The sequence below is a fragment of the Pseudomonas sp. J452 genome, from assembly GCF_024666525.1.
Classification (GTDB): domain Bacteria; phylum Pseudomonadota; class Gammaproteobacteria; order Pseudomonadales; family Pseudomonadaceae; genus Aquipseudomonas.
In genome coordinates this window covers 4,526,446-4,551,059 of record NZ_CP088294.1, presented here as the reverse complement: position 1 = coordinate 4,551,059, position 24,614 = coordinate 4,526,446, and the positions used below count along the sequence as shown (strand labels likewise).

The following is a 24,614-nucleotide window of genomic DNA, read 5'->3' as shown; positions in this document are numbered from 1 at the left end:
GCGTACGGCGTGGCTGACAGCACATTCTGTTTAACGGTCGGCTGGTGCAGTCCTTTGCTTGTACAACCCTGGTGGCGTCAGTACCATTACGGCTCTCTTTTTCCGGCAGGAGCGGTTGCATGATTTCGGGCAGTATGGTGGCACTGGTCACGCCCATGGACGCACAGGGTGGTCTGGATTGGGACAGCCTGAGCAAGCTGGTGGACTTCCACCTGCAAGAGGGCACCAACGCCATCGTTGCCGTCGGCACCACGGGTGAGTCCGCCACCCTGGATGTCCACGAGCATGTCGAGGTCATCCGTCGCGTGGTCGATCAGGTCAACGGGCGCATCCCGGTGATCGCCGGTACCGGCGCCAACAGCACCCGCGAAGCAGTCGAGCTGACCCAGAACGCCAAGAGCGTCGGCGCCGATGCCTGCCTGCTGGTAACCCCCTACTACAACAAGCCGACCCAGGAAGGCCTGTACCAGCACTTCCGCCACATCGCCGAAGCCGTGGCGATTCCGCAGATTCTCTACAACGTGCCGGGCCGTACCGTCTGCGACATGCTGCCGGAGACCGTCGAGCGCCTGTCCAAGATCGCCAACATCATCGGTATCAAGGAAGCCACCGGCGACCTGCAGCGCGGCCAGGAAGTACTGGATCGCGTGAGCAAGGACTTCCTGGTCTATTCCGGTGACGACGCCACTGCCGTCGAACTGATGCTGATGGGCGGCAAGGGCAACATCTCGGTGACCGCCAACGTCGCACCGCGCGCCATGGCCGAACTGTGCGCCGCCGCGATGGCTGGCGATGCTGCCACTGCCCGCGCCATCAACGAGCGCCTGATGCCGCTGCACAAAACCCTGTTCATCGAATCCAACCCGATTCCGGTGAAGTGGGCCCTGCATGAAATGGGCATGATGCCGGATGGCATCCGCCTGCCCCTGACCTGGCTCAGCCCGCGTTGTCACGAACCGCTGCGTCAGGCCCTGCGCCAGTCCGGCGTACTGGTTTAACCGAGGAAGCATTACGCATGAAGCGATTGGCCGGACTTTCCGCCCTTGCCGTGATTATCTCCAGCACCAGCGGTTGCGGGTGGCTGTGGGGTGACGAAGGCTATTTCCGTGACCGCAGCACCGATTACCTGGACTCGCGCCAGACCGCGCCGATGCAGATGCCGGCGAACGTCGATGCCAAGCGTATCGACCCTCTGCTGCCGGTGCCGATGAATGTGGCCACCAGCACCGATACTCCGGAAAAATTCGAAGTGCCGCGTCCGCAGGCCATGCCGGTCGGCGATGCCAGCGAGTTCAGCCTGCAGAAGAGCGGTGACTCGCGCTGGCTGGTGGCTCAGCGCAGCCCGGCGGAAGTCTGGCCGGTGGCACGCCAGTATTTCGAGAACAACGGCTTCCGCATCGCCGAAGAGCGTCCGCAGACTGGCGAGTTCAGCAGTGCCTGGCAGCCGGCTGAAGAACTGGCGCCGTCCATGGCCCGTCGTCTGGATAGCCTGCTGACCGACAGCGACAATGAAGTGCGCGTGCGCGTGCGCATCGAGCCGGGCGTGGTGCGCAACACCAGCGAAGTGTTCATCGTCAGCGCCGAGCGCGACGAGGGCAGTACTGCCGACGTGGCCTTTCCGGCGCGCACCGGCAATGCCTCGCTGGAGGCCTCGCTGCTCGATGGCATGCTGGCGGACCTGAGCAGCACCGCCGAGCACGGTTCCGTGTCCCTGCTGGCCGCCCGCGACTATGATGCCCCGAGCCGCGTCAGCCTGACCCAGGACGGCAACGGCAACCCGGTACTCAACCTCAGCACCGACTTCGATCGTGCCTGGTCCAGCGTCGGCCGTTCCCTGGAACTGGCCAACGTGCGCATCGACGACATCAACCGCAGCCTGGGCGTGTACTACGTCAACCTGGCCGAAGGCGCGAAGAAGCCGGAAGAAGAGAAAGGCTTCATCAGCGGCCTGTTCGGCAGCGAGCCGAGCCAGGAAGAAATCGACGCCCGTGCCGAGCGCTATCAGGTCCGCCTGACCCGCTCAGCCGATGGCGACGTGCAGGTTTCTGTGGAGAAAGACCTCAACACCGTGGCGCCGGAAGACGTGGCGCGCCGTGTGTTGCAACTGATCCAGGAAAACCTCGGCTAAGTTGTAACGTGTCGGCACTTCGGTGCCGGCCGAGCAGTAACTCGATAGGCGAAACCCGGTGGGTTTCGCCTGTTTCGTTTGATCAAGGCGGAAATTCCGACATGACCACTCCCAGCACCCTGAGCCTGAAGAAAATCTATTCGGGCAAAGTCCGCGACCTCTACGAAATCGACGCCAAGCGCATGCTGATGGTCGCTACCGATCGCCTGTCGGCCTTCGACGTGATCCTCAACGAGCCGATCCCGGACAAGGGCAAGATCCTCACCGCCATCTCCAACTTCTGGTTCGACAAGCTCAAGGACGTGGTGCCCAACCACTTCACCGGCGACCGGGTCGAAGACGTGGTGCCGGCTGCCGAGCTGCCGCTGGTGGAAGGTCGTGCGGTTGTGGCCAAGCGTCTGCAGCCGGTGGCGGTGGAAGCCATCGTGCGTGGCTACATCGTCGGCTCCGGCTGGAAGGAATACCAGAAGAGCGGCACCGTCTGCGGCATCCAGCTGCCAGCCGGGCTGAAAGAGGCGGCCAAGCTGCCGCAACCGATCTTCACCCCCTCGACCAAGGCCGCCGTCGGCGACCATGACGAGAACATCAGCTTCGCCCAGTGCGAGGCGATCATCGGTGCCGAACTGGCGGCCAAGGTGCGCGACACCGCCATCGCCCTGTACAGCGCAGCGGTCGAGTACGCTGCCACCCGCGGCATCATCATCGCCGACACCAAGTTCGAATTCGGCCTGGACGAAGACGGCACCCTGACCCTGATGGACGAGGCGCTGACCCCCGACTCCAGCCGCTTCTGGCCTGCCGACAGCTACGCCGAAGGCAGCAACCCGCCGAGCTTCGACAAGCAGTTCGTGCGTGACTGGCTGGAATCCACCGGCTGGAACAAGGAGCCGCCGGCCCCTGCCGTACCGGCCGACGTAGCGCAGAAGACCGCGGACAAGTACCGCGAGGCGCTGACCCGCTTGACCAACTGACCGACGTTTCTGCCGGCGTTAGCAAAGAGAGGAGCCTAGGCTCCTCTTTTTTCTGCCCGGGGAAAGCCCGCCTCGCGCTGCGAGTGCGCAAGCACCTGAATCCACGCGAAAAAAATGCCGAACGGGGTTCGCCAAAACGACTTGAACTGATATCATGCGCGCCGCCGTGGGAAGATGCCGGAGTGGCCGAACGGGACGGATTCGAAATCCGTTGTGTACGCAAGTGCACCTAGGGTTCGAATCCCTATCTTCCCGCCATACTCGATACTGACTAAGCCCCTGAATTCATTAATGGATCAGGGGCTTTTTCGTTTGGGGAGGAAAGGGTTTTGGGCATTTTTAGGGCAAACCAGCGACGTTCCATGCCGCTCTAGTCCGCTTCTTCCCGATCAACCCCGATCATTTTCGATATTAGGTGCCAACGAAGCCCGGAGTGATCCAGAGTATGGATCTCCGACTGATTAGCGCCGAAAGCGCAGGGCGCGCCAGGCACTGAGCAGGATCAAAGCGAACAGTAGCGCGACGCTGAGTAGGGTCCAGCTGGTAAAGGGCAGACCCAGGACGCGATAGTTGTTCTGCCCACAGACACCGGCACTCATGAACACATCGGGCAGGTGCTCGTGCAAGGGCAGGTAGACGGTATAGAAAGGGAAGGGCGAGCAGCTAAAGCTTTCCAGCACGCCGCTCTCGATCAGCACCAGGTGAGTATTGTCGTACAGCGCCATCCCCCCTGCCGCCAGCAGAGTCGGCCAGAACAGTAGGCTCAACCAGCGTTGGCCGATTGCCTCGGCTGTCATGATCAGCAGGCTGATAACCCCGGCACAGAGCAGCCATAGGCGGATCTGCACGCATAGCGTGCAAGGTTCCCAGCCGAATTGATGCTGCATCAACAAGGCACCGCCTAGCATGGCGAAACAGGCGGCTGTGATCAGGGTGAGCAGCGGGATAGGTGATGGCTGCTGAATCATGTAAATCTCCGAGAGGTTGGCGCCGGCTTAACGTAGGGCTCTATGGACTACCGCCGCTCTGGTGGACATCCCTGGCTTATGCTATGGGGCGCGAACATTGTTTCAGCCGATGCGAGTACCGAAGACGTCGAATGCCAGGGCTTGTTGGCGCGTCCCTGAATGGCTACTCAGCTTATTACCGGGAAACCACTGCGTAGAGACGTCTTGCAAGCTTCAGTAACTACGGGCTTAGAGCCCTGGGTAATGTATCGGCTTAGGGCATTGTTAGGGCACATTATCGACGCTCCAAAGCACGCTAGTTGTATAGCTGTAGTGGTTTTTGGCCGCCGCAGGAAATCGTGGCCGCCGCCCGCGCGCTTCTCTAGACTCAAACCCATCGGACGAGTCCCTGTGAGCGCTGATCTTGAATAGAGTTGTCGTCGACGCTTCGAGCCCGCTACGCCGTTTCTGCACAAGCAGCTTGCTGCTTCTGCTCATCAGTCTCGCGGGCGTGGCGCAAGCCTGCCAGAAGACCCTGCGCTGGGACGACGACCCGCCCTTCAGCATGCAGCAGGCGAATGGCGAGGTCGGCGGTATCGACATCGATCTCAATCGGGCGGTGCTGGCGCGGCTGGGTTGCACGGTGAAGCTGGTCAAGCTGCCCTGGGCACGGGCGCTCAAGGAGCTTGAGCTGGGGCGCCTGGATATCCTCCCCGGCGCTTTCCGCAAGCCCGAGCGCGAGGTATATGCGCACTTCTCCGGCGCGGTGCTGGAGCCCTCGCGCAATATCCTTTTCATGCACCAGGACGCCCTGGCGCGCTGGCCCGTCAGCGACCTGCGCGAACTGCAGAAAACCCCGTTTCGCCTCGGCGCGCAGATCGATGTTGCCTACGGGCCGGTCTATCAGCAGTTGATGGCCGATGCCGACTTCGCCTCGCGCGTGTCGTTCACCACCAGCCGCGCCAACCTGTGGCAGATGGTCAAGAAAAGGCGCATCGACGGCGTGATTGCCGATGAAAGCACGGGCCTCTACGAGACCCGGCAGCTGGGCCTCGACGACAGCATCCGGCCGACGGCCGTGGTGGTTTCAACCGATGCCGCCGAAGTGGCCTTCAGCAAGAAGAGCAATTCGGTGGAGTTCGTGGAGAGCTATGCGCAGGTGTTGCGGCAGCTGATCGAGGATGGCAGCCACGACCGTATCGTGCAGAGCTATCTGCACGACTGATCGATGGCCTTCACCATTCGAGGCAGGCCTAAACCGCGGCAGCTTCGCGGCGCGCGCGCGGCAGGCAGATGGCATAGAGGATCACGACCAGGCCATCGATCAGGATCGGCGTGAGGGTCTGCGGCAGGTACTGGCCGCCCAGCAGGATTAGCAGGCCGACAAACACCAGCTTGCTCAGGCCGGCGAGGCTCAGCACCAGCGGGCGCACGGCCGGGTTGAAGGCGCCGTAGATCAGCGCCGCGCCGAGCAGGGTGATCAGCATGCCCCAGCTGCGCACCACGATGTGCATCAGCGGGCTGTCCGGCAGGGTTTCACCGAACATCGACAGCAACGCGGCCTGCGGCGCGATAAGGGCGTAGACCATGGTGCAGGTGAGGGCGCCGGTGATCAGCATGATGAGTTTCAGCTGGGCGGTGATCAGGTGCATGGCAAGCTTCCTTGGCGGGGCAGGTGGCGGGATGGGCTGGGGCATGCCAGCCCGTGACGTCGACACCTTAGTCGGTCGGCGGGAAAAGCGCTTCTAATCATTTTGCCGCCGCGTGCCGTGTAACCGGCGGCAAAGGTTTGCCCAACCTGGCAAGAGATGGCCTGCGCAGCTCCCGTCGATAGCGCGCCAAGCCAGGCGTGGCGGGGCTTGCGCCACCTGGCCCGCATTCTGCTAAGCACGTCCTGTGAACAGACGCAGGGCGCGGCCATGAACACCATCGCCAGTCATTCGCCAGTGGCGAACTATGTCACCAGCATCGGCAAAAGCAGTGCCGCCACCACCGGCACGGCGCAGGAGCAACCGTCGGCAAGCAGCGATCCGGTCACCGAACTGCGCCGCTACGCCGCCGACCTGGTGGCGCACAGCCGCGGCGGCCTGCTGCGGGCCATGCAGAGCAACGCCGGTGGCCTGGTGGCCAGCGAGCGTGCCGCGCTCAACAGCGAGGCCAGTGGCGCGCGGGAGAAAATCGAGCTGCCCGATGTCGCCGAGCTGGACCGCGAAGACGCCGCCAAGCTGCTGGCCCAGGTACAGAAACTGGTCGACCGGGGCTTCGGCGAGAGTGACACCTTCGTCGGCTACAACGGCGATGAGCAGACCAGCTCGCTGAAGACCTACCGCGACTGGCTGCAAGCCAAGGGCGGGCTCAGCGTCTACGCCTGAGCCTCCAGGCTGCTGCCCCGCCACGCTATCGCGCGATCTGCTCGCGCATGGGGTTCGCAAATGCGCGTAATCGCGCATCATGTGCGCAGTCATGTCGAGGGAGCTGTTCATGCGCGTCACGTCATTCATTCCGCGTCTCGTCGTCCTGTCGCTGGGCCTGCTGATAGCCGCCACCGCCGGAGCGGCCGAAGAGGCGCAACTGGTCGAGTCGATCAATGCCTACCGCAGCCAGGTGCAGCGCTGCGCCGGCCAGGCCTCGGCGGAGCTGCCGCCACTGGCCGCCGATCCGCGTCTGGTGCTGCCGGCCACCGGCAGCGCCGACCTGCAGGGCGCGCTGGCCCGCGCCAGCTATCCGATGGTCAACGTGCAGGCGATCAGCCTGTCCGGCCCGCGTGATGCGCAAGCGGCCATGCAGGCGTTGCGCGAGAGCTTCTGCCAGGTGGTGCTCGATCCGCAGTTCGTCGATATCGGCGTCAGCCGCCTGGACCGCGACTGGCGCATCGTCCTGGCGCGGCCACTGCTGGGCGGGCGCCTGGGCGACTGGCAGGCGGAAGGGCAGAAACTGCTGGAACAGATCAACGCCGCCCGCGCCCAGGCGCGCCAGTGTGGCGGTCAACCCTTCGCCGCTGCCGCGCCCCTGGCCTGGAACGCCACGCTGGCGAGCACGGCCGAGAGCCATAGCCGGGCGATGGCCAACGGCAACTTCTTCGACCACCGCGACCGCGACGGCCGCACGCCTGGCGACCGCGCCGAACTGGCCGGCTACGGCGGCCAGCAGGTCGGTGAGAACATCGCCGCCGGGCTGGACGGTGCGCGTAAGGTGGTCGACGGCTGGCTGGCCAGCCCCGGCCACTGCGCCAACCTGATGGCCGCGCAGTTCAGCGAGCTGGGCGCGGCCTATGCGGTCGACCCGAAGAGTGATGCAGGGATCTACTGGACGGCGCTGTTCGGCGCGCCTTGAGGGCTGGAGTGTGTCGGTTTGTTGTGGGGTGGGAAACCGCGAGCAGGTTGCCCACCCTGGATATCCAGGCTGCTGGCTATCAGTACTTGATTTCGCGAGCGGTGTCGCGCGTGTCCTGCTTGGTGTCGCGCTTGTCCTGGCGGCATTCTGCGCGGCTCGATTCATCGCCCTCCTTGCATTCTTCCTTGGTTTCTCTGGCGGCGTCGCGTCCTTCCTGCTTGGTGTCGCGTGACTCCTGCCGCTCATCGGCCTGCTCGGTTGCATGGCTCGGCGTCGATAGCCACGGCGCGCCGCCAACGATGACCAGCGTCGCGAGGGCGGTTAAGAGGTTTTTGGCAATCATGATTTGTCTCCACTCAAGAGTACGAAATGACTTCGTTGCTCAATCATGAACCGCACGCGGCCCCTGACCGCTCCCTAACCGGGGATGCTCCAGAAATACTCAGCCCAGGGCTTTCGCTCACAACCCACAAAGACACACCGAAGGACAGCGCCTGTAACGGTAGGCTTCCATGGGTGGCCCGGCAAAGTCTGAATAGACCTAGATAAGGTTGCCGATAGAGCCAAACCATATCGAACTTGCAAACTTCGCGAGCGCGACCCCGAGTGGAGGCGGGAGTCTCTAGGGTCTGTTCCCTCGCGGATGGCGCGTGGAAGGGTTCAGGCGCTAGGCGCGGCGTTCGTCTACCAGCGCCTGAGCCTGGCGGGCCAGCTGGTCGAGCTGGCGGTCACGCTGCTTTTCCGCCTCGCTCATGGCCTTCTTGCCGTGTTGCTGCAGCAGATAGGCGTGGATCTGCCGGACTTCCTTGGACTGGAATATCGGTGCCAAGTCCTGCACCGCCACCATGCCATCCGAGCTGTGCGCCCAGGTGTTCATCAGCACCTGCGGGCCACGCGCCGCCAGCACTTGAAAGCCCATGGCCTCGAAGGTCGGCACCTTGCTCGCCACGCAGGCCAGTTCGGCATGCGGGTGGCGGGTGATCATTTGCTGCAGCATGGCGCGGGCCATACCGCGGCGACGGTGGCTGGCCTGTACGGCCAGGTAGGTCAGGGTGCAGGCCTCGGGATCATCCTTGGCCGGCAGGTACAGGGCGAAGCCGAGCACCAGGGAAGGGTCCTGATCATCCAGGGCCAGGATCAGCCGCGCGCTGCTATCCAGCGCCGCGTCCATGGCCTGTAGATACAGGTGCACCTCGTAGCCGATCACGTACTGGTACAGCTGGTAGAGCGGATTGCTGGGCGTCAGCGACACCGGGCTGATGTCGCTGAAGTAGTCCACCACCATCTGCAGCACCTGGCTTTTCAGGGATTCGGGCGGTGGGTTGTCCAGCTGTACGAGGGTGAACATCGGCGGTTCGGCTCCGGGGCGGGCCCGTTGGGATCGGTAGGGGCGGCATTGTAACGTTCGCGCGGTTTGAGCGTTCGCATGCGCTGCCCTCAATGGCGGTTATGCAGCAGTCCGCTGCTACGCCGTGGAGCTGGGCAATGGCCCGTGCTGGATGGCTCAGGTCAGCAGGTTTGGCTAGTCCGGGTGTTCATAGCGCCGTTGAATGCGCTGCATGATTCCCGTGCGGCGGAGTTGTGTCAGCGCGTTGGACCAGCGTTCGATCAGGGCGTCGTCGCAATCGCGGCTGAAGGCGATGTACAGCGACGACTTGTAGATTTCGAGTGGAATCTGTTGCAGCGCATTGGCGGGGATGCCCAGTTGCTGGCTGTAATAGTGCACGCCAGCATCGGTGTCGCCGACGATGATCTCGGTGCGCCCGGCGAGCAGCATGCGGTACAACTGGTGGCTGGTGTTTGCCGAGCGATCCAGGTTAGTGAAGCCGGCCGCCTGCAGCACTTTAGGTATCAGACCGTCAACGCGGGTGGTAATACGTTTGGCCCGTTGCAGTTCGGCCAGCGTCTCGATCCGGAACGTCGCGCTGCGCAGCTGATAGGGGTGAATGGATTCCTCCACGATGGGCCCCACCCATTTGTACAGAGGCTCGCGCTCGGGTGTGCGGAACAACGAGTACATGATGGTTTTGGGGCGCGTTTGCAGCGCATGGGTGGTGCGCATGCTTGGCTGCATCAGTATTTCGAAATCATCACCGGTGAGGCTCATGATGGCTCTCACGATGTCTGTCGCCATCCCCCGTATCTGGCCTTGCTCGCTGTAGTTGTAGGGCGCCCATTCCTCGGTGACGATCTGATAGGTTTCAGCTGTGCTCTCGGCGGAGTGAAGCCAAGTGAGCAGCAGCAGGCAGCGCATCAGTGTTTTCACAGTGTCGGCCTGCCGGGGATTCGGGATGTGCGGCTGGAAGGATTGCTACAGAGCATAGGAACCCGTCACAAGGCGGGCAAGGCCGTGTTGATATCGCCTTCGCCGCTCTGCGTCTGCTTACCCCATCCATTATCGCTCCCACGCTTTGCGTCACGAATCCCGCCGCTCGAGCCTAGCAGTCCTGCTGCCAGGACTGCTTTCTGTGGAGGCGGAGTATCCACGATAGCGATCAGTGCGCGGGGTGGAAGACCGCGAAGCGTTTCCCAGCGTGGATATCCGGCTACTGGCTTAGATGAAGTGCTTGGGGGCGCTGGCAATACGCTGATACTTACGCAGCTCGCGGTTACTGCTGCGGATATCCAGAAAGAAGATCTCTGCGCTGCGCCAGAGCAGCATCCACGCGGTGACGGTAACGACTCCCACGGGGATGGTGCCTTCAATGCCCAGCGCCGTGCCTGCCAGCACCAGGGTGAGCGCCAACCCCAGCAGGATAAGCGCCACCATCCGTTGGGTGCTGATATCCCCTCTGAGTTGTTCGCTCTTTTCCGCAAAGGTATTGCCGATGGCTTGTTGCAGGCGTTCCTGCTCATCTTCCGGGCAGCGGATCTGCAGGCTCAGCTCGGGGTGGTACCAGGCGCTGTCGGACAGGTAGTCCACCAGCTCGGGGGCCAGCCTGGGGGCGTCCGGCGAGGCAAATGGATTGAGGTAATCGTGCGTGATCGTCAGGTCGATTTTTTTAGTCATAACGAACCTTTACCTGTTTGCAGTGTGGACGAAGGCTTTAGTGTCCGAGGTAAACCTAGTCGTAAGACAGCTGTTCTGCGTGATTGGAGGGGGGCGATGGGGGCATCTGGTGCACCTGTAGCTATGACGGTATCTGGGCCCCGCGTTGTCATAAAGCGTGCACCATAAAGTCAGCCCATGTGATGTATCCACTCAGGCTCGGACTTAAAAACTCGATAAGGCTGAGGAGGTCAAATTTATTGTTTATGGCTGCTAACGTTCAGGTTAAGGGGCCGCGGAACGCGGTCCCGAGCGAGCGGAGCGAGCGACTTGAACCGTTTGTTAGGCAGCGGACATCGAGTCGGACGCAGGTAATGAATACCGCACTGCGGCTGAGCTTAACCGGCGGAGCGCACGGTGTGACGATTTTGGCCCGGAAAGTTATTTGTGATGTGCGCATTTCCTGAAAGCAACTCCTTTGCTAAGCACAAATAACGGCCTCTATCTTCATCCGGCCACTCGATTCTGTGCTGGCGCCGCGATGCGGCTGTTTTGTTCTTGGGCACGGACATCGAGCATGGCTTTGCTCTTGCCGCCTAACGTTTGGTTAAGGGGCCGGCTTTAGCCGGTCCCGAGTGAGCGGAGCGAACGGCTTGAACCATTTGTTAGGCTGTTGCACTCGGTTCTAAAGTAAAAATTACAACAACCCATAATCCAAGAGTGGCTAGAAAGTTTATTGTGAAAACTAAGCCGCGCAACCGTACGTTTGTGGTGAGTATTTGTACGCAGCTATGAACCACACGCCCCAAAATGAATATCCACGCTAGCCAGGCAGCAGCAGCTAAAGCTGATTGGTTTTGAATTAGTAGAATGCACGCAGCATAGAAAAATACGGGCCACTCGAACTGGTTTGAAAGATTCGCGCTAATTCGAGGTTCTACTACTGCCCAAGGATTGCTTCCATCTGTTTTTTTGCCTATGCCCCACACCTTAGGTGCGCGTGCGATAGTTAATAGCACGTAAAGAAAAGAGGTGAGAGCTATATGAGCTGCCATAGGAAGTATGAGCGGATTCAATGTGGTGGCCCTCCGTGACGACGATTTAAATCAGCAGCCTAACGTTTGGTTAAGGGGCCGGCTTTAGCCGGTCCCGAGTGAGCGAAGCGAGCGACTTGAACCATTTGTTAGGAGACTGTAACTATAGCCCGCAATACAAAACGGTATTGCATAGTGCGGCTTGATTTATAGCCAAGCCAACAAATGTGCAAATTGCAGAAACTACACCTGCGACGGCTGCAGCATGAATTTTACGGAGTTTTATTATGGCTATTCCGATTAGAGCGCCAATACCTGCACCGGGGAGAGAAAATAGGTAGCCGAGCCAGGCCATGGAGGCGTCAGGGCCTGAGTTGTAGAATGTGAACACTCCAAATGCTGCTAGGTATAAAGAAAGAATCAGTGCTACACCAGATATGACAGATGGACGTGAGCCTAACAGCCACATGCACAATAATATTGCAGCTTGCGGTAACCAAAAAATTGCCATATTCCCAAGAAAATATCGATCCTTAGGTGAAAGGAAGCATGCTACGAGTATCCCGAAGCCAATGCATGCAATGGAAAATATAAGTTCTAAGTTTGTTTTACTCGGTGCATCCATGCTGGTTTCCTAACGTTTGGCTAAGGGGCCGGCTTCGCCGGTCCCGAGTGAGCGAAGCGAACGACTTGAGCCAATTGTTAGATTGCCCAGCCGAACACCGGAAATGGTGCCAGCGCCGAGCTTAACCGGCGGTGTGCACGGCGTGTCGGTTTTGGCCCGGAAAGTTATTTGTGATGTGCGCATTCTTTGAAAGCAACTCCTTTGCTGACCACAAATGACGGCCTCAACTCCCAAGCAACCATTCGATTCAGGAACACCGCGCAGATGCGGTGATTGTGTTTCCTGGCTCGGTGCTGAATAACCAAGTTTGCCCTTGCGCCTAACGTTTGGTTAAGGGGCCGGCTTCGCCGGTCCCAGTGAGCGCAGCGAACGAATTGAACCAATTGTTATGCTGCGCGCTTCCATATGTGCTCGGATTTGAAAGAGTAGCGGTAGAGAGGTACCAGTAATACTGCCATTATGATTAAAGCTGCGACAGCAATCATGATTTCCCAAAACTCCCTGGCCTCTAATAACAGCGGCGCGATATCAGTTAGCGTATAAATGCTGAGGGCGAGATTCAGCACAAATGCAGCAATTGCTATATTTTTTGTTCCGATAGCTTTCTGGTAAGCATAGCCGTATAAGCAAAATTGCCCCAAAATTTGTATGGTAAGTGCAATTATGTCTTCTGCCTCAGGAAAAATGTAGGCGAAGGGAAGTGTGAGGATTGCGAGAAGTATAAATGCTGTGGTTATCCAAAATATAAACTTCCATATCAACATGGGGCTTACTGATCCTGAGCATAACGTTTGGTTAAGGGGCCGGCTTTAGCCGGTCCCGAGTGAGCGAAGCGAGCGACTTGAACCATTTGTTAGCGGTGATACCACGTGGCATTTTTGATTTTTCCTGCCGGTGTGTATTTTTTAAGAAGCTCAGCCATTTCTGCTAAATTTTCGTACCCTTCAAAGCGTAAATTGCTGAAAGATTTAGTGGTTAGCAGAAGAGATTTTATATTTCCTTTCGCGCTCTGAATTCTCAGGCTTTCTATATCCGATAACGGCATGCTTACAACGGCGCCTTTGTGCGATATATCGATTTTGTTTTCAGATTCAATGATGGCTACGATCGGGTAGGATGAGTCATTGTTTTTTATGCTTTTATATGCGCCGGGCAAATGCTTTATGAGTAGTAAGGTGATAGTTGCAGCTAATATTTTGTGATAAAAGCTGTCGCTGGCAATAAACATCCAGGCGGCAACTGCAATTATGCCGACCACCAGTAATGCGGCAAGTATGGTTTTTCGTTTGCCGCTACGTTTGTATTTTTCGGATACGTAGAAATTCATATATACCGCTAACTATAAGTAGACGACACAAGTGGCGTAATGCTTTGCGCCATTTTTGTCGCATAACGTTCCTTGTCGTCCGGCAAGTCCTTGTTTAGCCTGCAAATCGCATCAGGAGATGCGACATCAGTCAGGGAGTAACAGCGACATGGATGACAAACCCAAGCTGCTCGATCAGGTTCGCGAGCAGATTCGCCTGCGACACTATTCGATTCGCACCGAAACTGTCTATCTGGAGTGGGTGAAGCGCTTTATCCGCTTCCACAAGTATCGCCATCCGCAGGAGATGGGTGCCGCAGAAGTTGAGGCTTTTCTGAGTGATCTGGCGGTGCGACGGGATGTGGCGGCGTCCACCCAGAATCAGGCGCTGTCGGCGATTTTGTTTCTCTATAAGCAGGTGTTGCGGATCGAGTTGCCGTGGATGGATGGGGTGATTAGGGCGCGGCGGCCGCAGCGTTTGCCGGTGGTGCTGACTCGGGAGGAGGTGGCGAGTGTGTTGGCGCAGTTGGATGGCACGCTGTGGCTGGTGGCCAATCTGCTGTATGGCTCGGGCATGCGCTTAATGGAAGTGCTGCGCCTGCGGGTAAAGGATGTGGAGTTTTCCCGTTTAGAGATTCTGATTCGCGACGGTAAGGGGCAGAAGGATCGGGTGACCATGCTGCCACGCAAGTTGGCGGCCCCTTTGGAGTTGCATCTGCAGCGGGTTCGCGCACTGCACGAGCAGGATCTGCTGGAGGGTTTCGGGCGGGCAAATTTGCCGCATGCATTGGCGCGCAAGTATCCGAATGCGGCGGCGGAGTGGGGCTGGCAGTTCGTGTTCCCTTCGATCAATCGCTCCGCGGACCCGCGTTCAGGTGGCATCTTCCGCCACCATCTGCACGAGAAGACTATCCAGCGTGCGATCCGTAATGCAGTGCGTCGCGTGGGGCTGAACAAACCGGCCACGCCGCATACCTTTCGCCATTCCTTTGCCACTCATCTGCTGGAGAGTGGTCAGGATATCCGCACCGTGCAGGAGCTGTTAGGGCACGCGGATGTGAAGACCACGCAGATCTATACCCATGTGCTCAATCGTGGCGGACTGGGGGTGATCAGTCCGCTGGATCGGGTGTAGGGAGGGTTTGGTGGGGCGCGTGACGGGCAGGTACCGGGGGAGTGGGCTCTGATCGCGAATGAATTCGCTCCTACAAAACTCAGCCCACTTGAAATGAAAAGCCCCGCTGTGGGGCGGGGCTTTTCGGTGTGGGTATCAGGCCATTTCGGCCCAGAGGTCGTACTCGTCGGCGTCGACCACGCGTACGCGCACCTTGTCACCGGGCTTCACGCTGGTGGAGTCGATAAACACGCTGCCGTCGATTTCCGGGGCGTCGGCGTAGGAGCGGCCGACGGCGCCCTGGTCGTCCACTTCGTCGATCAGCACTTCGATTTCCTGGCCGATCTTCAGCTGCAGGCGGGCGGCGCTGATGGCCTGCTGGTGGGCCATGAAGCGCTCCCAGCGCTCCTGCTTGACGTCGTCCGGGACGACTTCCAGGTCCATGTCGTTGGCCGGGGCGCCTTCCACCGGCGAGTACTGGAAGCAGCCGACGCGATCGAGCTGGGCTTCGGTCAGCCAGTCGAGCAGGTACTGGAAGTCTTCTTCGGTTTCGCCGGGGAAGCCGACGATGAAGGTGGAGCGGATGGTCAGCTCGGGGCAGATCTCGCGCCATTGCTTGATGCGCGCCTGGGTCTTGTCTTCGAAGGCTGGGCGTTTCATGGCCTTGAGCACTTTCGGGCTGGCGTGCTGGAAGGGGATGTCCAGGTACGGCAGCAGCTTGCCGGCAGCCATCAGCGGGATGACGTGGTCGACGTTGGGGTAGGGGTAGACGTAGTGCAGGCGCACCCACACGCCCATCGACGACAGCGCTTCGCACAGTTCCAGCATGCGGGTCTTCACCGGCTGGCCGTTCCAGAAGTCCATCTTGTACTTGAGGTCGACGCCGTAGGCGCTGGTGTCCTGGGAGATCACCAGCAGCTCTTTGACCCCGGCCTTGACCAGACGCTCGGCTTCGCTGAGTACGTCACCGACCGGGCGGCTAACCAGGTCACCGCGCATGGAGGGGATGATGCAGAAGCTGCAGCGATGATTGCAGCCTTCGGAAATCTTCAGGTAGGCGTAGTGGCGTGGGGTCAGCTTGATGCCTTGCGGCGGCACCAGGTCGATCAGCGGGTTGTGCTCGGCCTTCGGTGGGATCACCTCATGCACGGCGTTGACCACTTGCTCGTACTGCTGCGGGCCGGTCACCGAAAGCACGCTGGGGTGCACGTTGCGGATGCTGTTGGCGTCCACGCCCATGCAGCCGGTGACGATGACCTTGCCGTTCTCGGCGATGGCTTCGCCGATCACTTCCAGCGATTCGGCCTTGGCGCTGTCGATGAAGCCGCAGGTGTTGACCACCACCACGTCGGCATCCTCATAGGTGGGCACGATCTCATAGCCCTCCATGCGCAGCTGAGTGAGGATGCGTTCGGAGTCGACAGTGGCTTTAGGGCAACCAAGGCTGACGAAGCCGACTTTCGGGGTGGCGGTGGACATCGGGGCTAACCTCATCGGGCGCTCTGGGTGGCGCCGCTGATCAAAAAGTGCGCAATTCTAGCGGCGCAGGCGAGGCTTGACCAGCGTTACGAGGTGCCGTTTGCCACCTTTATATAAAGGTGGGCGCCGATCCCAGGGCTGCACCGGCTATCCCGTTTGGGTGGGGGCGGCTCTATTCGCGAGATGGCACTGTACTCAGGCATCGCTTCGCGGCTGCAGCTGCTCCGACGGGAGGGGCGCAGCGGTTGGATCAGCCGCGCCCCGGCAGCATGCGGGTCAGGGTGTTGTCGCGGCTGACGAAATGGTGGAACAGCCCGGCGACGGCATGCAGGCCGATCAGCCAGTAACCGGCGGTGCCGGCCAGCTCGTGCAGTTCCTTGATCTGTCCGGCCAATTGTTTGTCCTCGCCGACCAGTGGCGGCAGCTCCAGGCCGAAGAACGGGATCGGCTTGCCTGCGGCGCTGAGGATCAGCCAGCCGGCCAGTGGTGCGCCGATCATCAGCAGGTACAGCGCCAGGTGCATGAGCTTGGCCGGGATGGCTTGCCAGGCGGGTAGGGCCGGGACGATTTTCGGTGCGGGGGCGATCAGCCGTGCCAACAGGCGCAGCCAGACCAGGGCAAATACCGCCAGGCCGAGCATGAAGTGCCATTGCTTGAGCAGTTCGCGGGTGTCGCTGCCCTTGGGGAAGTTGCCCTTGAGTTCGATGCAGGCATACACGCCGGCAATCAGGATCAGCATTAGCCAGTGCAGGCCAATGGAGAGGCTGCCATAGCGCTGTTCGGAGTTCTTCCAGCTCATTGTGTGTCCTCGCTTAGCAGGTTGCTGCACAGCATAGCGCCGTGAACCTTAAGAGAGGCTGAGGGAGATCAATGGAAGGCGGAAACGAAAAAGGCCACTCGTTTGAGTGGCCTTTCTTCGAAACTGGTTGCGGGAGCAGGATTTGAACCTACGACCTTCGGGTTATGAGCCCGACGAGCTACCAGACTGCTCCATCCCGCGGCGCCAATTCTACTGCGGGAGAAGTTTCTGTCAATCGATTTCTGCTTTTTAATCAATTACTTAAATAAAAAGGCGGAAACGAAAAAGGCCACTCGTTTGAGTGGCCTTTCTTCGAAACTGGTTGCGGGAGCAGGATTTGAACCTACGACCTTCGGGTTATGAGCCCGACGAGCTACCAGACTGCTCCATCCCGCGGCGCCAATTCTATCGTCAAATCCTCGGCTGTCAACCTTTAACGTGGAAAAAATCCTGATCGATCAGCTGCTTAGCGCTGGGCGAGTGGTAGACTCGAGGGCTTCAGGGCTTGCCTGCTGGGGCTTTCCGGACTTTCGTGCGCAAGATTATTCATGTGGATTGCGACTGCTTTTATGCAGCGATCGAGATGCGGGATGACCCGCAGCTGGCCGGCAAGCCGTTGGCGGTGGGTGGCGCAGCCGATCGGCGGGGCGTGGTTGCCACCTGCAACTACGAGGCGCGGGCCTGGGGCATTCGCTCGGCCATGCCCATGGGCCAGGCGCTCAAGCTGTGTCCGGAGCTGAAGGTGGTCAAGCCGCGGATGGATGCCTACAAGGCGGTTTCCCGGGAAATCCACGGCATCTTTCGCGAATTCACCGAAATCATCGAGCCGCTGTCGCTCGATGAGGCCTACCTGGACGTGACCGACAGCGCGCATTTCGCTGGCAGCGCCACGCGCATCGCCAAGGAGATCCGCCGGCGGGTGTCGCAGGAGCTGCATATCACCGTGTCGGCCGGGGTGGCGCCGAACAAGTTCCTGGCCAAGATCGCCAGCGACTGGCGCAAGCCCGATGGCCTGTTCGTCATCACCCCGGACCAGGTCGACGAGTTCGTCGCCGCGCTGCCGGTGAGCAAGCTGCATGGGGTGGGCAAGGTCACCGCGGACAAGCTCGGCCGTCTGGGCATCGGCACCTGCGCCGATCTGCGCGAATGGAACAAGCTGGCCCTGGTGCGCGAGTTCGGCAGTTTTGGCGAGCGCTTGTGGAGCCTGGCCCGTGGCATCGACGAGCGCGCCCTGCAGACCGATAGCCGACGCCAGTCGGTGAGTGTGGAAAACACCTACGACGAGGACATCCCCAACCTGGCGATGTGCCTCAAGCGTTTGCCCGAGCTGCTGGAACAGCTGGAAACGCGCATGGCGCGCCTCGACAGCAGCTATAAGCCGGACAAGCCCTTCGTCAAGATCAAGTTCCACGACTTCAGCCAGACCACCCTGGAGCAGGCCGGTGCGCGACGTGACCTGCACAGCTACCAGCAGCTGCTGTCTGCCGCCTTTGCCCGTGGCAACAAGCCGGTGCGCCTGCTCGGGGTTGGCGTGCGACTGCTGGACATGCGTGGCCGGCATGAGCAGCTGGAGCTGTTTGCGCCCTGAATACGGCGCCGCCCAAACAATCGCAGAAAAAATGCACGCCGCCTGTAACGCTGGCAGTGCACCTGCGTCTAGTGTTGCGAGGGGGCCATGCCGGCCTCCCAGAATCAACCACCACCGGAGAGATTCCATGAAACAGCTGAATACCGTTGTCGCCACCCTGGGTGCCGCTCTGCTGAGCACTGTTGCTGTGACTGCCCAGGCTGCCGGCAACCCGTTTGCTGCCCAGGAACTGAGCAGCGGCTACAGCCTGGCTGCCCATGAGAAAGGCCACGAAGGTTCCTGTGGCGAGGGCAAGTGCGGCGCCGAGATGAAAGCCGAAGAGGGCAAGTGTGGCGGCGACAAGGCGGCCAAAGAAGGCAGCTGCGGTGAGGAAGGCAAGGCTGCCAAAGAAGGCAAGTGTGGCGAAGGCAAGTGCGGCGCCGAGAAGGCCGAGTAAGGTTGCCACGGACATGACCATGCAGCCTTTCGTCAGCGGCGCCGGCCTCGGCCTGCGTCGCGGCCTGCTGACGGCGCTGGCGGACAGCGCCGTTGGCCAGGTGGATTTCCTCGAAGTCGCCCCGGAAAACTGGATCGGTGTAGGCGGGCGTTTTGCCCGCCAGCTGCGCGGCCTCAGCGAGCGCGTGCCGTTCCTCTGCCATGGTCTGTCCCTCAACCTCGGTGGCGTGGCGCCGCTCGATATCGAGCTGCTCAAGGCCATCAAGGGTTTTCTCGACGAACACGGCATCCGCGGTTACAGCGAGCACCTGTCGGCCTGTGCCGACGAGGGTCAGCTGTACGACCTGATGCCGTTGCCGTTCACGGCGCACACCGTGCAACGGGTCGCCGAGCGCATTCGCACCGTGCAGGATGTGCTGGAGCGACCATTGATCATCGAAAACGTCTCGGCCTATGCGCGCCTGCCCGGCGAACTGGACGAGATCGCCTTCATTCGCGCGGTGCTGGACGAAGCGGATTGCCAGCTGTTACTGGATATCAACAACGTCTACGTCAACGCGACCAATTTCAGCTTCGACCCGCTGGCCTATATCCAGGCCATGCCGGGCGAGCGCATCGCCTACCTGCACATGGCCGGGCATTACGACGAGGCCGTTGACCTGAAGATCGACACCCACGGCGCGCCGGTGTGCGATCCGGTATGGACGTTGCTCCAGCAGGCCTATGCGCTGCATGGCGTGCGGCCGACCCTGCTGGAACGTGACTTCAACTTCCCGCCGGTGACCGAGCTGTATGCCGAGGTGGCGCAGATCCGCGCCTTGCAGCAGGAGGCTGGACGATGAGCGAGCGCGACCAGCTGGCCTTCGCCGCGCGCATTCGCCAGCCCGAGGCGCAGGCGTTGCTGCCGGGCATCACCGCCGAGCGCATGGCGGTGTACGAAGGCCTGTTCTTCAGCAATATCGAGAGCTTTCTCAGCAGCGGTTTTCCGGTGCTGCGCCGGCTGTTCGATGACGCGCGCTGGCAGCGCCTGGTGCGCAGTTTCATCGCCGGGCACCGCTGCGCAACTCCGTATTTCCTCGAGATCGGCGCGGAGTTTGTCGGCTGGTTGCAGCAGGGATTTGTCGCCGAGGCGGATGATCCGCCGTTCCTTCTCGAACTGGCGCATTACGAGCGGGTCGAGCTGGAGCTGGATGTGGCGACGGTCGAATTGCCCGCGCAGGGCTGGTCGCCCCTGGCCTGGCCGCTGGCCTATGTCTGGCCGGTGCAACGCCTGAGTGCCGAGTACCGACCATCACACGCGCCGGCCGAGCCGACCTGCCTGCTGGCTTGGCGCGACGCGGCGGACAAGGTGCGCTTCCAGCAGCTGTCGCCGTTCGCCTATCACCTGGCTATGCGTCTGCAGGCGGGCGAGGCCAGCGCGGCGGCGTTGCTGGCCCTGGCCGAGACCAGTGGTCTTGCCGCCGACGAAAGCTACTTCACCCATGCCCGCGCGTTGCTGGACGACTGGCAGCGCCAGGACATCTGGTTTTCCCCGACCATCTGACCGGCCAGGCGGCGCGCTGCCCGGCCCCGGAGACACTCATGCTGACCCTGCTCAACCGCCTCCAGGATGCCCTGGACGCTACTCGTCGTCTCGACTTTCTCGGACCGCTGCTGCTGCGCCTGTACCTGGTGCCGATCTTCTGGATGGCCGGTACGCACAAGCTGGCGGACATGCCCGCGACCATCGCCTGGTTCGGCAACCCCGACTGGGGCCTGGGCCTGCCATTTCCCGAACTGCTGGCCTGGCTGGCGGCGCTGACCGAGGCGGGCGGGGCGATCTTGCTGTTGTTTGGCCTGGCCCTGCGCTGGATCAGCATCCCGCTGATGGTGACCATGCTGGTGGCGATCGTCAGTGTGCACTGGCCCTATGGTTGGCAGGCGATTGCCGATCCTTCTGCGCCGTTCGCCAATGAGCGGGTGCTGGCCGCGGCCGAGAAGCTCGAGCGCGCGCGCGCGCTGCTCAAGGAGCACGGCAACTACGACTGGCTGACCAGCAGCGGCAAGCTGGTGGTGCTGAACAACGGCATCGAGTTCGCCGTCACTTATCTGCTGATGCTGGTGGCGCTGTTTTTCACTGGTGCCGGGCGCTGGCTCAGCGTCGATTACTGGCTGGCCCGCGCGCTGCGCCGCAACGCGAGCTGAACCGACCTGCCCGGCTTGCAGCGCTCGACCCTAGAGCCGGGCGCTGCAAGCCGCGGAACAGAGGGTTGGGGCCGGCTATTCGCTGGTTATTATCAAAAGAAGTAAAAAGTTCCTCTGTAATAGAACTTTCATCTATCAGCAACTGGGCTGAAATAACCCCCCGCCAAGATTCCCCTCCAGCACCAAGGGCACCCGCCCGCGTGTTTTTCAACGCAAAGACCATTAGGGGAATTCATCGATGATCCGTAAGCACTTCGCCGGTTTTGCAGCCAGCGCCCTGGCTCTGGCCATTTCCGCCCAGGCTTTCGCCGGTACCGTCACCACCGATGGCACTGACATCGTCATCAAGACCAAAGGTGGCCTGGAAGTCGGCACCACCGACAAAGAATTCAGCTTCAAGCTGGGTGGCCGCGTACAGGCTGACTACAGCACCTTCGACGGCTTCTACACCAAGGATGGCGACAACGCCGACGCCGGTTACTTCCGTCGTGCCTTCCTCGAACTGGGCGGCGTGATGTACAGCGACTGGGCCTACCAGCTCAACTACGACTTCTCGCACAACGCCGGCGGCGACAACCGCGATGAAGACGGCTACTTCGACGAGGCCTCGCTGTCCTACAACGGCTTCGCCCCGGTATCGATCAAGGCTGGTCGTTTCGACCCGGAATTCGGCCTGGAAAAAGCCACCAGCTCCAAGTGGGTGACTGCCCAGGAGCGTAACGCTGCCTATGATCTGGTCGACTGGGCCAACGGTCACAACGGCGGCATGGGCATCCAGGCATCCGGCACCGCTGGCGCTTCCCTGTACGGTTCGGCCGGCCTGTTCGCTAAGGACGCCAGCAACTCCGACGAAGACGGCAACAGCTCCAAGCAGTTCAACCTGCGCGGCGTATTCGCACCGATGCACGATGCCGGCAACGTCCTGCACCTGGGCGTCAACTTTGCCCAGCGCGACGTGTCTGACGGCGAGTTCGACAGCCGCATCCGCAGCCGCCTGGGTATCCGTGGTGTGAGCACCGACGGTGGCCAGGATGCCGGCGACAACGGCAACCGTCTGCAACTGGGCGGCGCCGAAGCCACCAGCGTCGGCACCTTCGATGATGACGCCGCCTGGGGTCTGGAAGCAGCCTGGGCCACCGGCCCGTTCTCGGTACAGGGCGAGTATGTGTCGCGCACCCTGAAGGCTGACGACAACGCCTTCGACGATGTCGATTCCGACGGCTACTACGTGCAACTCGCCTACACCCTGACCGGCGAGGCACGCGGCTACAAGCTGGGCAAGTTCGACGCGATCAAGCCGGCGAACAAGCAGATCGGTGCCTGGGAAGTGTTCTACCGCTACGACCACATCAGCGCCGACGACAACAACGACTACGCGGCCTTCATCAATGGCGACGGCAAGGCTGGCAAGGACTTCAGCGATGTCGACGATATCGAAGGCACCGTACACAACGTCGGTCTGAACTGGTACGCCAACGAGTCCGTGAAGATCAGCGGCGTGTACGTCACCTCCTCGGTCGACAACGCCAAGAACTCCGTGGGCGACGACGATGGCGACGGCTTCGTGATGCGCGCGCAGTACGTGTTCTAAGACGGTTCGCTAGCCTGGCGGCGGGCCCTCTTCCGCTGTCAGGTTGTGTACTGGCTCTACAGTATGACGCTGGAGTTACTCTCCTAAGCCCTGCTTGTGCAGGGCTTTTTTTTGCCCGGACGACAGGCCAGACTGCGCCCATGCCGATCCGTACCCTCGCCAGCCTCAACGACCTCCAGCCCGCCGCCTGGGATGCCTTGCTGTGCGGGCCGCAGCCTTTCCTGCGCCACGCTTTTCTCTCGGCCCTGGAAGACAGCGGCAGCGTCGGTGGGCGCAGCGGCTGGCAAGCCGCTCACCGGCTGCTTTGCGATGCGGCCGGCCAGCCGCTGGCGGCGCTGCCGGCCTATGTGAAGGCGCATTCCTATGGCGAGTACGTGTTCGACATGGGCTGGGCCGATGCCTGCCAGCGCGCCGGCATTGCCTATTACCCCAAGCTGCTCGGCGCCGTGCCGTTCAGCCCGGTGAGTGGCCAGCGCCTGCTCGGCGATGCGTCGGCCGCGGTGCAACTGCTCGACGAGCTGGAGCGCGACCTGCCGCGCCAGGGGCTGTCCAGCCTGCATATCAATTTCACCCAGGCCGATGCCGATGCGCTGCTCGCCGGGCGCGAGGGCTGGTTGTCACGCATCGGTTGCCAGTACCACTGGTTCAACCGTGACTATCGCGACTTCCAGGATTTCCTCGATGCGCTGACGTCGCGCAAGCGCAAGCAGATGCGCAAGGAGCGTGAGCAGGTGGTGGCGCAGGGCATTGCCTTCGACTGGCGTGCTGGGCACGAACTGAGTGAGGTCGAGTGGGATTTCGTTTATGCCTGTTACGCCAATACCTACCATGTGCGCGGCCGTGCGCCCTACCTGACGCGCAGCTTCTTCAGCCTGCTGGCCGAGCGCATGCCGGCCGCCATCCGCGTGGTTATCGCCCGCCAGGGCGCGCGACCGGTCGCCATGGCCTTCAGCCTGGTGGATGGCGATACCTTCTACGGTCGTTACTGGGGTTGCCTGGGCGACTTCGACCGCCTGCACTTTGAGACCTGCTTCTACCAGGGCCTCGACTACAGCATTGCCCAGGGGCTGCGGCGTTTCGATGCCGGTGCCCAGGGCGAGCACAAGCTGGTGCGGGGTTTCGAACCGGTGCTGACGCAGTCCTGGCACTACTTGTGTCATCCCGGTCTGCGGGCGGCGGTGATGGAGTTCCTGCAGGAGGAACGCGGGCATATCCACGCCTACCTGGCGCAGGCGCAGGCCGCCTTGCCGTATCGGTGTGCTTGATGAGTGCCGCCGCAAACGCCTGAAACCCGGCCAGGGATTGCCCCGGGCCGGGTTGTGCAGCGCTTGCGATCAGCCCTTGGTGGGGGTGATGCCGTTGTTGACCTGGAACTGCTTGATCAGCTTTTCCGGCTTCTTCTCTTCTTTCTGCAGCAGATAGACCACGCGCTCGCCGTTCGGCCCGCTGGCGATTTCGGTGTGGCGGAAGATCGGCTCGCCGAGGTTGTTCACGTCGACCATGTCGCCGTAGCGCCGGCTGACGAAGATGATGCCTTCCTGGCGGATTTCGCCGTAGAAGTTGCTGGCCGGCGGCAGGCTCTGTTTGAGGAACTGGTAGGCGGCGATCTGCTTGAGATCCTTGCCCTGATCCTCGGCGCGCAGCGCCAGCACGATGGCCTGGCCGTACTTGTCCTGCTCTTGCAGGTCTTTCAGGTAGGGCGCCTTGCCGCTGACGAGGAAGTCCCGGTAAACCGTGGCATCGTCGAACAGGTACAGGTTCTCTTCGGTGCGCACCTGGTACCAGTCTTCGTTGTTCAGGCTTTCTGCCTTCGGCGCCGGCGCGTGGTTGCTGCAGGCGGCCATGGCCGCAGCCAGCAGAGCGATGGATACAGGTTTGAACATGGATTGTACGGACATCAAATTACCTCCCCAGGACGAATGGCTGGAGAGTCTCGCTGCGACAGGTGACGAAATGATGACGCTCTGTGGGTTGCCTGGATAACCCCGCTCGCCGCCCTTGTTCTGCGGCTGTCGTGAACTGCAGCGCAGTGGTCTGACGCAGCGGGTGAAAGAGGGCCGGTAAACCCCGTATGATCCGCGCCTGTTCAAC

At 61.1% G+C, this 24,614-nt stretch carries 27 protein-coding genes and 3 tRNA genes; 15 read left to right on the top strand and 15 right to left on the bottom strand.

The genetic code is table 11. From position 1 onward, the window contains the following. Positions 1–119 precede the first annotated feature (119 nt). The 4 genes from dapA to LRS11_RS20820 all read left to right on the top strand — a co-directional run bounded on the left by dapA (position 120) and on the right by LRS11_RS20820 (position 3,357). Positions 120–998, top strand: a complete 879-nt coding sequence (gene dapA, locus LRS11_RS20835) for a 4-hydroxy-tetrahydrodipicolinate synthase (RefSeq protein ID WP_173208529.1) — start codon at positions 120–122, stop codon at positions 996–998. Positions 999–1,015: 17 nt separating this feature from the next. After that, positions 1,016–2,128: an outer membrane protein assembly factor BamC gene (gene bamC, locus LRS11_RS20830; protein ID WP_260494735.1), complete on the top strand. Its 1,113-nt coding sequence runs from the start codon at positions 1,016–1,018 to the stop codon at positions 2,126–2,128. Between the two features lie 101 nt (positions 2,129–2,229). Further along, a complete protein-coding gene (locus LRS11_RS20825; protein ID WP_260494734.1) occupies positions 2,230–3,099 on the top strand; it encodes a phosphoribosylaminoimidazolesuccinocarboxamide synthase in 870 nt (289 codons plus the stop codon). A gap of 168 nt (positions 3,100–3,267) precedes the next feature. Beyond that, positions 3,268–3,357, top strand: a tRNA-Ser gene (locus LRS11_RS20820). A gap of 203 nt (positions 3,358–3,560) precedes the next feature. Here the strand turns inward: LRS11_RS20820 and LRS11_RS20815 are convergent. Next, on the bottom strand, positions 3,561–4,067 hold the full coding sequence (locus LRS11_RS20815; protein ID WP_260494733.1) for a disulfide bond formation protein B: 507 nt from the start codon (positions 4,065–4,067) through the stop codon (positions 3,561–3,563). Between the two features lie 460 nt (positions 4,068–4,527). On the opposite strand from LRS11_RS20815, the gene LRS11_RS20810 reads away from it, so the two are divergent. Next, complete coding sequence (locus LRS11_RS20810; protein ID WP_260494732.1) at positions 4,528–5,271, top strand: substrate-binding periplasmic protein; 744 nt, start codon at positions 4,528–4,530, stop codon at positions 5,269–5,271. A gap of 28 nt (positions 5,272–5,299) precedes the next feature. On the opposite strand, the gene LRS11_RS20805 is transcribed toward LRS11_RS20810, so the two are convergent. Beyond that, a complete protein-coding gene (locus LRS11_RS20805; protein ID WP_260494731.1) occupies positions 5,300–5,698 on the bottom strand; it encodes a hypothetical protein in 399 nt (132 codons plus the stop codon). Between the two features lie 267 nt (positions 5,699–5,965). Between LRS11_RS20805 and LRS11_RS20800 the strand changes: the two genes are divergently transcribed. Both LRS11_RS20800 and LRS11_RS20795 read left to right on the top strand, forming a co-directional pair. Beyond that, positions 5,966–6,418: a hypothetical protein gene (locus tag LRS11_RS20800; RefSeq protein WP_260494730.1), complete on the top strand. Its 453-nt coding sequence runs from the start codon at positions 5,966–5,968 to the stop codon at positions 6,416–6,418. Between the two features lie 109 nt (positions 6,419–6,527). Continuing rightward, positions 6,528–7,379, top strand: coding sequence for a CAP domain-containing protein (locus LRS11_RS20795; RefSeq protein ID WP_260494729.1), 852 nt, complete (start codon positions 6,528–6,530; stop codon positions 7,377–7,379). A 79-nt stretch (positions 7,380–7,458) separates the two neighbouring features. Here LRS11_RS20795 and LRS11_RS20790 read toward each other — a convergent pair whose 3' ends face one another. From LRS11_RS20790 to LRS11_RS20760, 8 genes are all read right to left on the bottom strand, one after another. Continuing rightward, entirely contained in the window at positions 7,459–7,722 is a 264-nt protein-coding gene (locus LRS11_RS20790; protein WP_260494728.1) for a hypothetical protein, read from the bottom strand. Positions 7,723–8,046: 324 nt separating this feature from the next. After that, positions 8,047–8,727 (bottom strand): GNAT family N-acetyltransferase, encoded by a 681-nt coding sequence (locus LRS11_RS20785; protein ID WP_260494727.1) that lies wholly within the window; start codon positions 8,725–8,727, stop codon positions 8,047–8,049. Positions 8,728–8,901: 174 nt separating this feature from the next. Then, a complete protein-coding gene (locus LRS11_RS20780; protein ID WP_260496968.1) occupies positions 8,902–9,633 on the bottom strand; it encodes an ABC transporter substrate-binding protein in 732 nt (243 codons plus the stop codon). Between the two features lie 300 nt (positions 9,634–9,933). Then, on the bottom strand, positions 9,934–10,389 hold the full coding sequence (locus LRS11_RS20775) for a hypothetical protein (RefSeq protein ID WP_260494726.1): 456 nt from the start codon (positions 10,387–10,389) through the stop codon (positions 9,934–9,936). A 644-nt stretch (positions 10,390–11,033) separates the two neighbouring features. Next, positions 11,034–11,423: an MAPEG family protein gene (locus LRS11_RS22600; RefSeq protein WP_409519828.1), complete on the bottom strand. Its 390-nt coding sequence runs from the start codon at positions 11,421–11,423 to the stop codon at positions 11,034–11,036. Between the two features lie 142 nt (positions 11,424–11,565). Beyond that, positions 11,566–12,027: a hypothetical protein gene (locus LRS11_RS20770; RefSeq protein ID WP_260494725.1), complete on the bottom strand. Its 462-nt coding sequence runs from the start codon at positions 12,025–12,027 to the stop codon at positions 11,566–11,568. A gap of 386 nt (positions 12,028–12,413) precedes the next feature. Beyond that, on the bottom strand, positions 12,414–12,791 hold the full coding sequence (locus LRS11_RS20765) for a hypothetical protein (RefSeq protein ID WP_260494724.1): 378 nt from the start codon (positions 12,789–12,791) through the stop codon (positions 12,414–12,416). Between the two features lie 89 nt (positions 12,792–12,880). Next, on the bottom strand, positions 12,881–13,354 hold the full coding sequence (locus LRS11_RS20760) for a hypothetical protein (RefSeq protein WP_260493947.1): 474 nt from the start codon (positions 13,352–13,354) through the stop codon (positions 12,881–12,883). A 148-nt stretch (positions 13,355–13,502) separates the two neighbouring features. Here LRS11_RS20760 and LRS11_RS20755 point away from each other — a divergent pair, with 148 nt between their 5' ends. Beyond that, the gene (locus LRS11_RS20755; RefSeq protein WP_260494723.1) at positions 13,503–14,468 is read left to right on the top strand and encodes an integron integrase; all 966 of its coding nucleotides are present in this window, start codon (positions 13,503–13,505) and stop codon (positions 14,466–14,468) included. 135 nt (positions 14,469–14,603) lie between these two features. Here LRS11_RS20755 and rimO read toward each other — a convergent pair whose 3' ends face one another. The 4 genes from rimO to LRS11_RS20735 form a co-directional block, all read right to left on the bottom strand. Continuing rightward, the gene (gene rimO / locus LRS11_RS20750) at positions 14,604–15,926 is read right to left on the bottom strand and encodes a 30S ribosomal protein S12 methylthiotransferase RimO (protein ID WP_260494722.1); all 1,323 of its coding nucleotides are present in this window, start codon (positions 15,924–15,926) and stop codon (positions 14,604–14,606) included. Between the two features lie 250 nt (positions 15,927–16,176). Next, positions 16,177–16,725: a cytochrome b gene (locus LRS11_RS20745; protein ID WP_260494721.1), complete on the bottom strand. Its 549-nt coding sequence runs from the start codon at positions 16,723–16,725 to the stop codon at positions 16,177–16,179. A 124-nt stretch (positions 16,726–16,849) separates the two neighbouring features. Continuing rightward, positions 16,850–16,926: transfer RNA gene (locus LRS11_RS20740), tRNA-Met, on the bottom strand. Between the two features lie 118 nt (positions 16,927–17,044). Next, positions 17,045–17,121, bottom strand: a tRNA-Met gene (locus LRS11_RS20735). Positions 17,122–17,257: 136 nt separating this feature from the next. Between LRS11_RS20735 and dinB the strand changes: the two genes are divergently transcribed. The 7 genes from dinB (at position 17,258) to LRS11_RS20700 (ending at position 23,788) form a co-directional block, all read left to right on the top strand. Next, entirely contained in the window at positions 17,258–18,313 is a 1,056-nt protein-coding gene (dinB, locus tag LRS11_RS20730) for a DNA polymerase IV (protein ID WP_260494720.1), read from the top strand. A 127-nt stretch (positions 18,314–18,440) separates the two neighbouring features. Next, on the top strand, positions 18,441–18,749 hold the full coding sequence (locus LRS11_RS20725) for a hypothetical protein (protein WP_260494719.1): 309 nt from the start codon (positions 18,441–18,443) through the stop codon (positions 18,747–18,749). 13 nt (positions 18,750–18,762) lie between these two features. Continuing rightward, on the top strand, positions 18,763–19,590 hold the full coding sequence (locus tag LRS11_RS20720) for a DUF692 domain-containing protein (protein WP_260494718.1): 828 nt from the start codon (positions 18,763–18,765) through the stop codon (positions 19,588–19,590). Further along, positions 19,587–20,291, top strand: coding sequence for a DUF2063 domain-containing protein (locus LRS11_RS20715; protein WP_260494717.1), 705 nt, complete (start codon positions 19,587–19,589; stop codon positions 20,289–20,291). The genes LRS11_RS20720 and LRS11_RS20715 overlap by 4 nt, the downstream gene beginning before the upstream one ends. Before the next feature lie 38 nt (positions 20,292–20,329). Then, positions 20,330–20,932, top strand: a complete 603-nt coding sequence (locus LRS11_RS20710) for a DoxX family protein (protein ID WP_260494716.1) — start codon at positions 20,330–20,332, stop codon at positions 20,930–20,932. Positions 20,933–21,170: 238 nt separating this feature from the next. Then, on the top strand, positions 21,171–22,523 hold the full coding sequence (locus tag LRS11_RS20705) for an OprO/OprP family phosphate-selective porin (RefSeq protein WP_260494715.1): 1,353 nt from the start codon (positions 21,171–21,173) through the stop codon (positions 22,521–22,523). A gap of 140 nt (positions 22,524–22,663) precedes the next feature. Beyond that, on the top strand, positions 22,664–23,788 hold the full coding sequence (locus tag LRS11_RS20700) for a GNAT family N-acetyltransferase (protein ID WP_260494714.1): 1,125 nt from the start codon (positions 22,664–22,666) through the stop codon (positions 23,786–23,788). Positions 23,789–23,857: 69 nt separating this feature from the next. Here LRS11_RS20700 and LRS11_RS20695 read toward each other — a convergent pair whose 3' ends face one another. Further along, the gene (locus LRS11_RS20695; protein ID WP_260494713.1) at positions 23,858–24,421 is read right to left on the bottom strand and encodes a hypothetical protein; all 564 of its coding nucleotides are present in this window, start codon (positions 24,419–24,421) and stop codon (positions 23,858–23,860) included. Positions 24,422–24,614: the final 193 nt, after the last annotated feature.

What these genes read in the sequence shown, in the direction of transcription:
- LRS11_RS20825 (WP_260494734.1), top strand. Translation starts at nt 2,230, where the DNA reads ATGACCACTCCCAGCACCCTGAGCCTGAAGAAAATCTATTCGGGCAAA.
- LRS11_RS20715 (WP_260494717.1), top strand. Translation starts at nt 19,587, where the DNA reads ATGAGCGAGCGCGACCAGCTGGCCTTCGCCGCGCGCATTCGCCAGCCC.
- LRS11_RS20785 (WP_260494727.1), bottom strand. Translation starts at nt 8,727, where the DNA reads ATGTTCACCCTCGTACAGCTGGACAACCCACCGCCCGAATCCCTGAAA.
- LRS11_RS20745 (WP_260494721.1), bottom strand. Translation starts at nt 16,725, where the DNA reads ATGAGCTGGAAGAACTCCGAACAGCGCTATGGCAGCCTCTCCATTGGC.
- LRS11_RS20795 (WP_260494729.1), top strand. Translation starts at nt 6,528, where the DNA reads ATGCGCGTCACGTCATTCATTCCGCGTCTCGTCGTCCTGTCGCTGGGC.
- LRS11_RS20760 (WP_260493947.1), bottom strand. Translation starts at nt 13,354, where the DNA reads ATGAATTTCTACGTATCCGAAAAATACAAACGTAGCGGCAAACGAAAA.
- LRS11_RS20800 (WP_260494730.1), top strand. Translation starts at nt 5,966, where the DNA reads ATGAACACCATCGCCAGTCATTCGCCAGTGGCGAACTATGTCACCAGC.
- LRS11_RS20790 (WP_260494728.1), bottom strand. Translation starts at nt 7,722, where the DNA reads ATGATTGCCAAAAACCTCTTAACCGCCCTCGCGACGCTGGTCATCGTT.
- LRS11_RS22600 (WP_409519828.1), bottom strand. Translation starts at nt 11,423, where the DNA reads ATGGCAGCTCATATAGCTCTCACCTCTTTTCTTTACGTGCTATTAACT.
- LRS11_RS20725 (WP_260494719.1), top strand. Translation starts at nt 18,441, where the DNA reads ATGAAACAGCTGAATACCGTTGTCGCCACCCTGGGTGCCGCTCTGCTG.
- LRS11_RS20765 (WP_260494724.1), bottom strand. Translation starts at nt 12,791, where the DNA reads ATGTTGATATGGAAGTTTATATTTTGGATAACCACAGCATTTATACTT.
- LRS11_RS20720 (WP_260494718.1), top strand. Translation starts at nt 18,763, where the DNA reads ATGACCATGCAGCCTTTCGTCAGCGGCGCCGGCCTCGGCCTGCGTCGC.
- LRS11_RS20775 (WP_260494726.1), bottom strand. Translation starts at nt 10,389, where the DNA reads ATGACTAAAAAAATCGACCTGACGATCACGCACGATTACCTCAATCCA.
- LRS11_RS20805 (WP_260494731.1), bottom strand. Translation starts at nt 5,698, where the DNA reads ATGCACCTGATCACCGCCCAGCTGAAACTCATCATGCTGATCACCGGC.
- LRS11_RS20710 (WP_260494716.1), top strand. Translation starts at nt 20,330, where the DNA reads ATGCTGACCCTGCTCAACCGCCTCCAGGATGCCCTGGACGCTACTCGT.
- LRS11_RS20770 (WP_260494725.1), bottom strand. Translation starts at nt 12,027, where the DNA reads ATGGATGCACCGAGTAAAACAAACTTAGAACTTATATTTTCCATTGCA.
- dapA (WP_173208529.1), top strand. Translation starts at nt 120, where the DNA reads ATGATTTCGGGCAGTATGGTGGCACTGGTCACGCCCATGGACGCACAG.
- LRS11_RS20695 (WP_260494713.1), bottom strand. Translation starts at nt 24,421, where the DNA reads ATGTCCGTACAATCCATGTTCAAACCTGTATCCATCGCTCTGCTGGCT.
- LRS11_RS20815 (WP_260494733.1), bottom strand. Translation starts at nt 4,067, where the DNA reads ATGATTCAGCAGCCATCACCTATCCCGCTGCTCACCCTGATCACAGCC.
- LRS11_RS20700 (WP_260494714.1), top strand. Translation starts at nt 22,664, where the DNA reads ATGCCGATCCGTACCCTCGCCAGCCTCAACGACCTCCAGCCCGCCGCC.
- rimO (WP_260494722.1), bottom strand. Translation starts at nt 15,926, where the DNA reads ATGTCCACCGCCACCCCGAAAGTCGGCTTCGTCAGCCTTGGTTGCCCT.
- LRS11_RS20705 (WP_260494715.1), top strand. Translation starts at nt 21,171, where the DNA reads ATGATCCGTAAGCACTTCGCCGGTTTTGCAGCCAGCGCCCTGGCTCTG.
- LRS11_RS20780 (WP_260496968.1), bottom strand. Translation starts at nt 9,633, where the DNA reads ATGCGCTGCCTGCTGCTGCTCACTTGGCTTCACTCCGCCGAGAGCACA.
- LRS11_RS20755 (WP_260494723.1), top strand. Translation starts at nt 13,503, where the DNA reads ATGGATGACAAACCCAAGCTGCTCGATCAGGTTCGCGAGCAGATTCGC.
- bamC (WP_260494735.1), top strand. Translation starts at nt 1,016, where the DNA reads ATGAAGCGATTGGCCGGACTTTCCGCCCTTGCCGTGATTATCTCCAGC.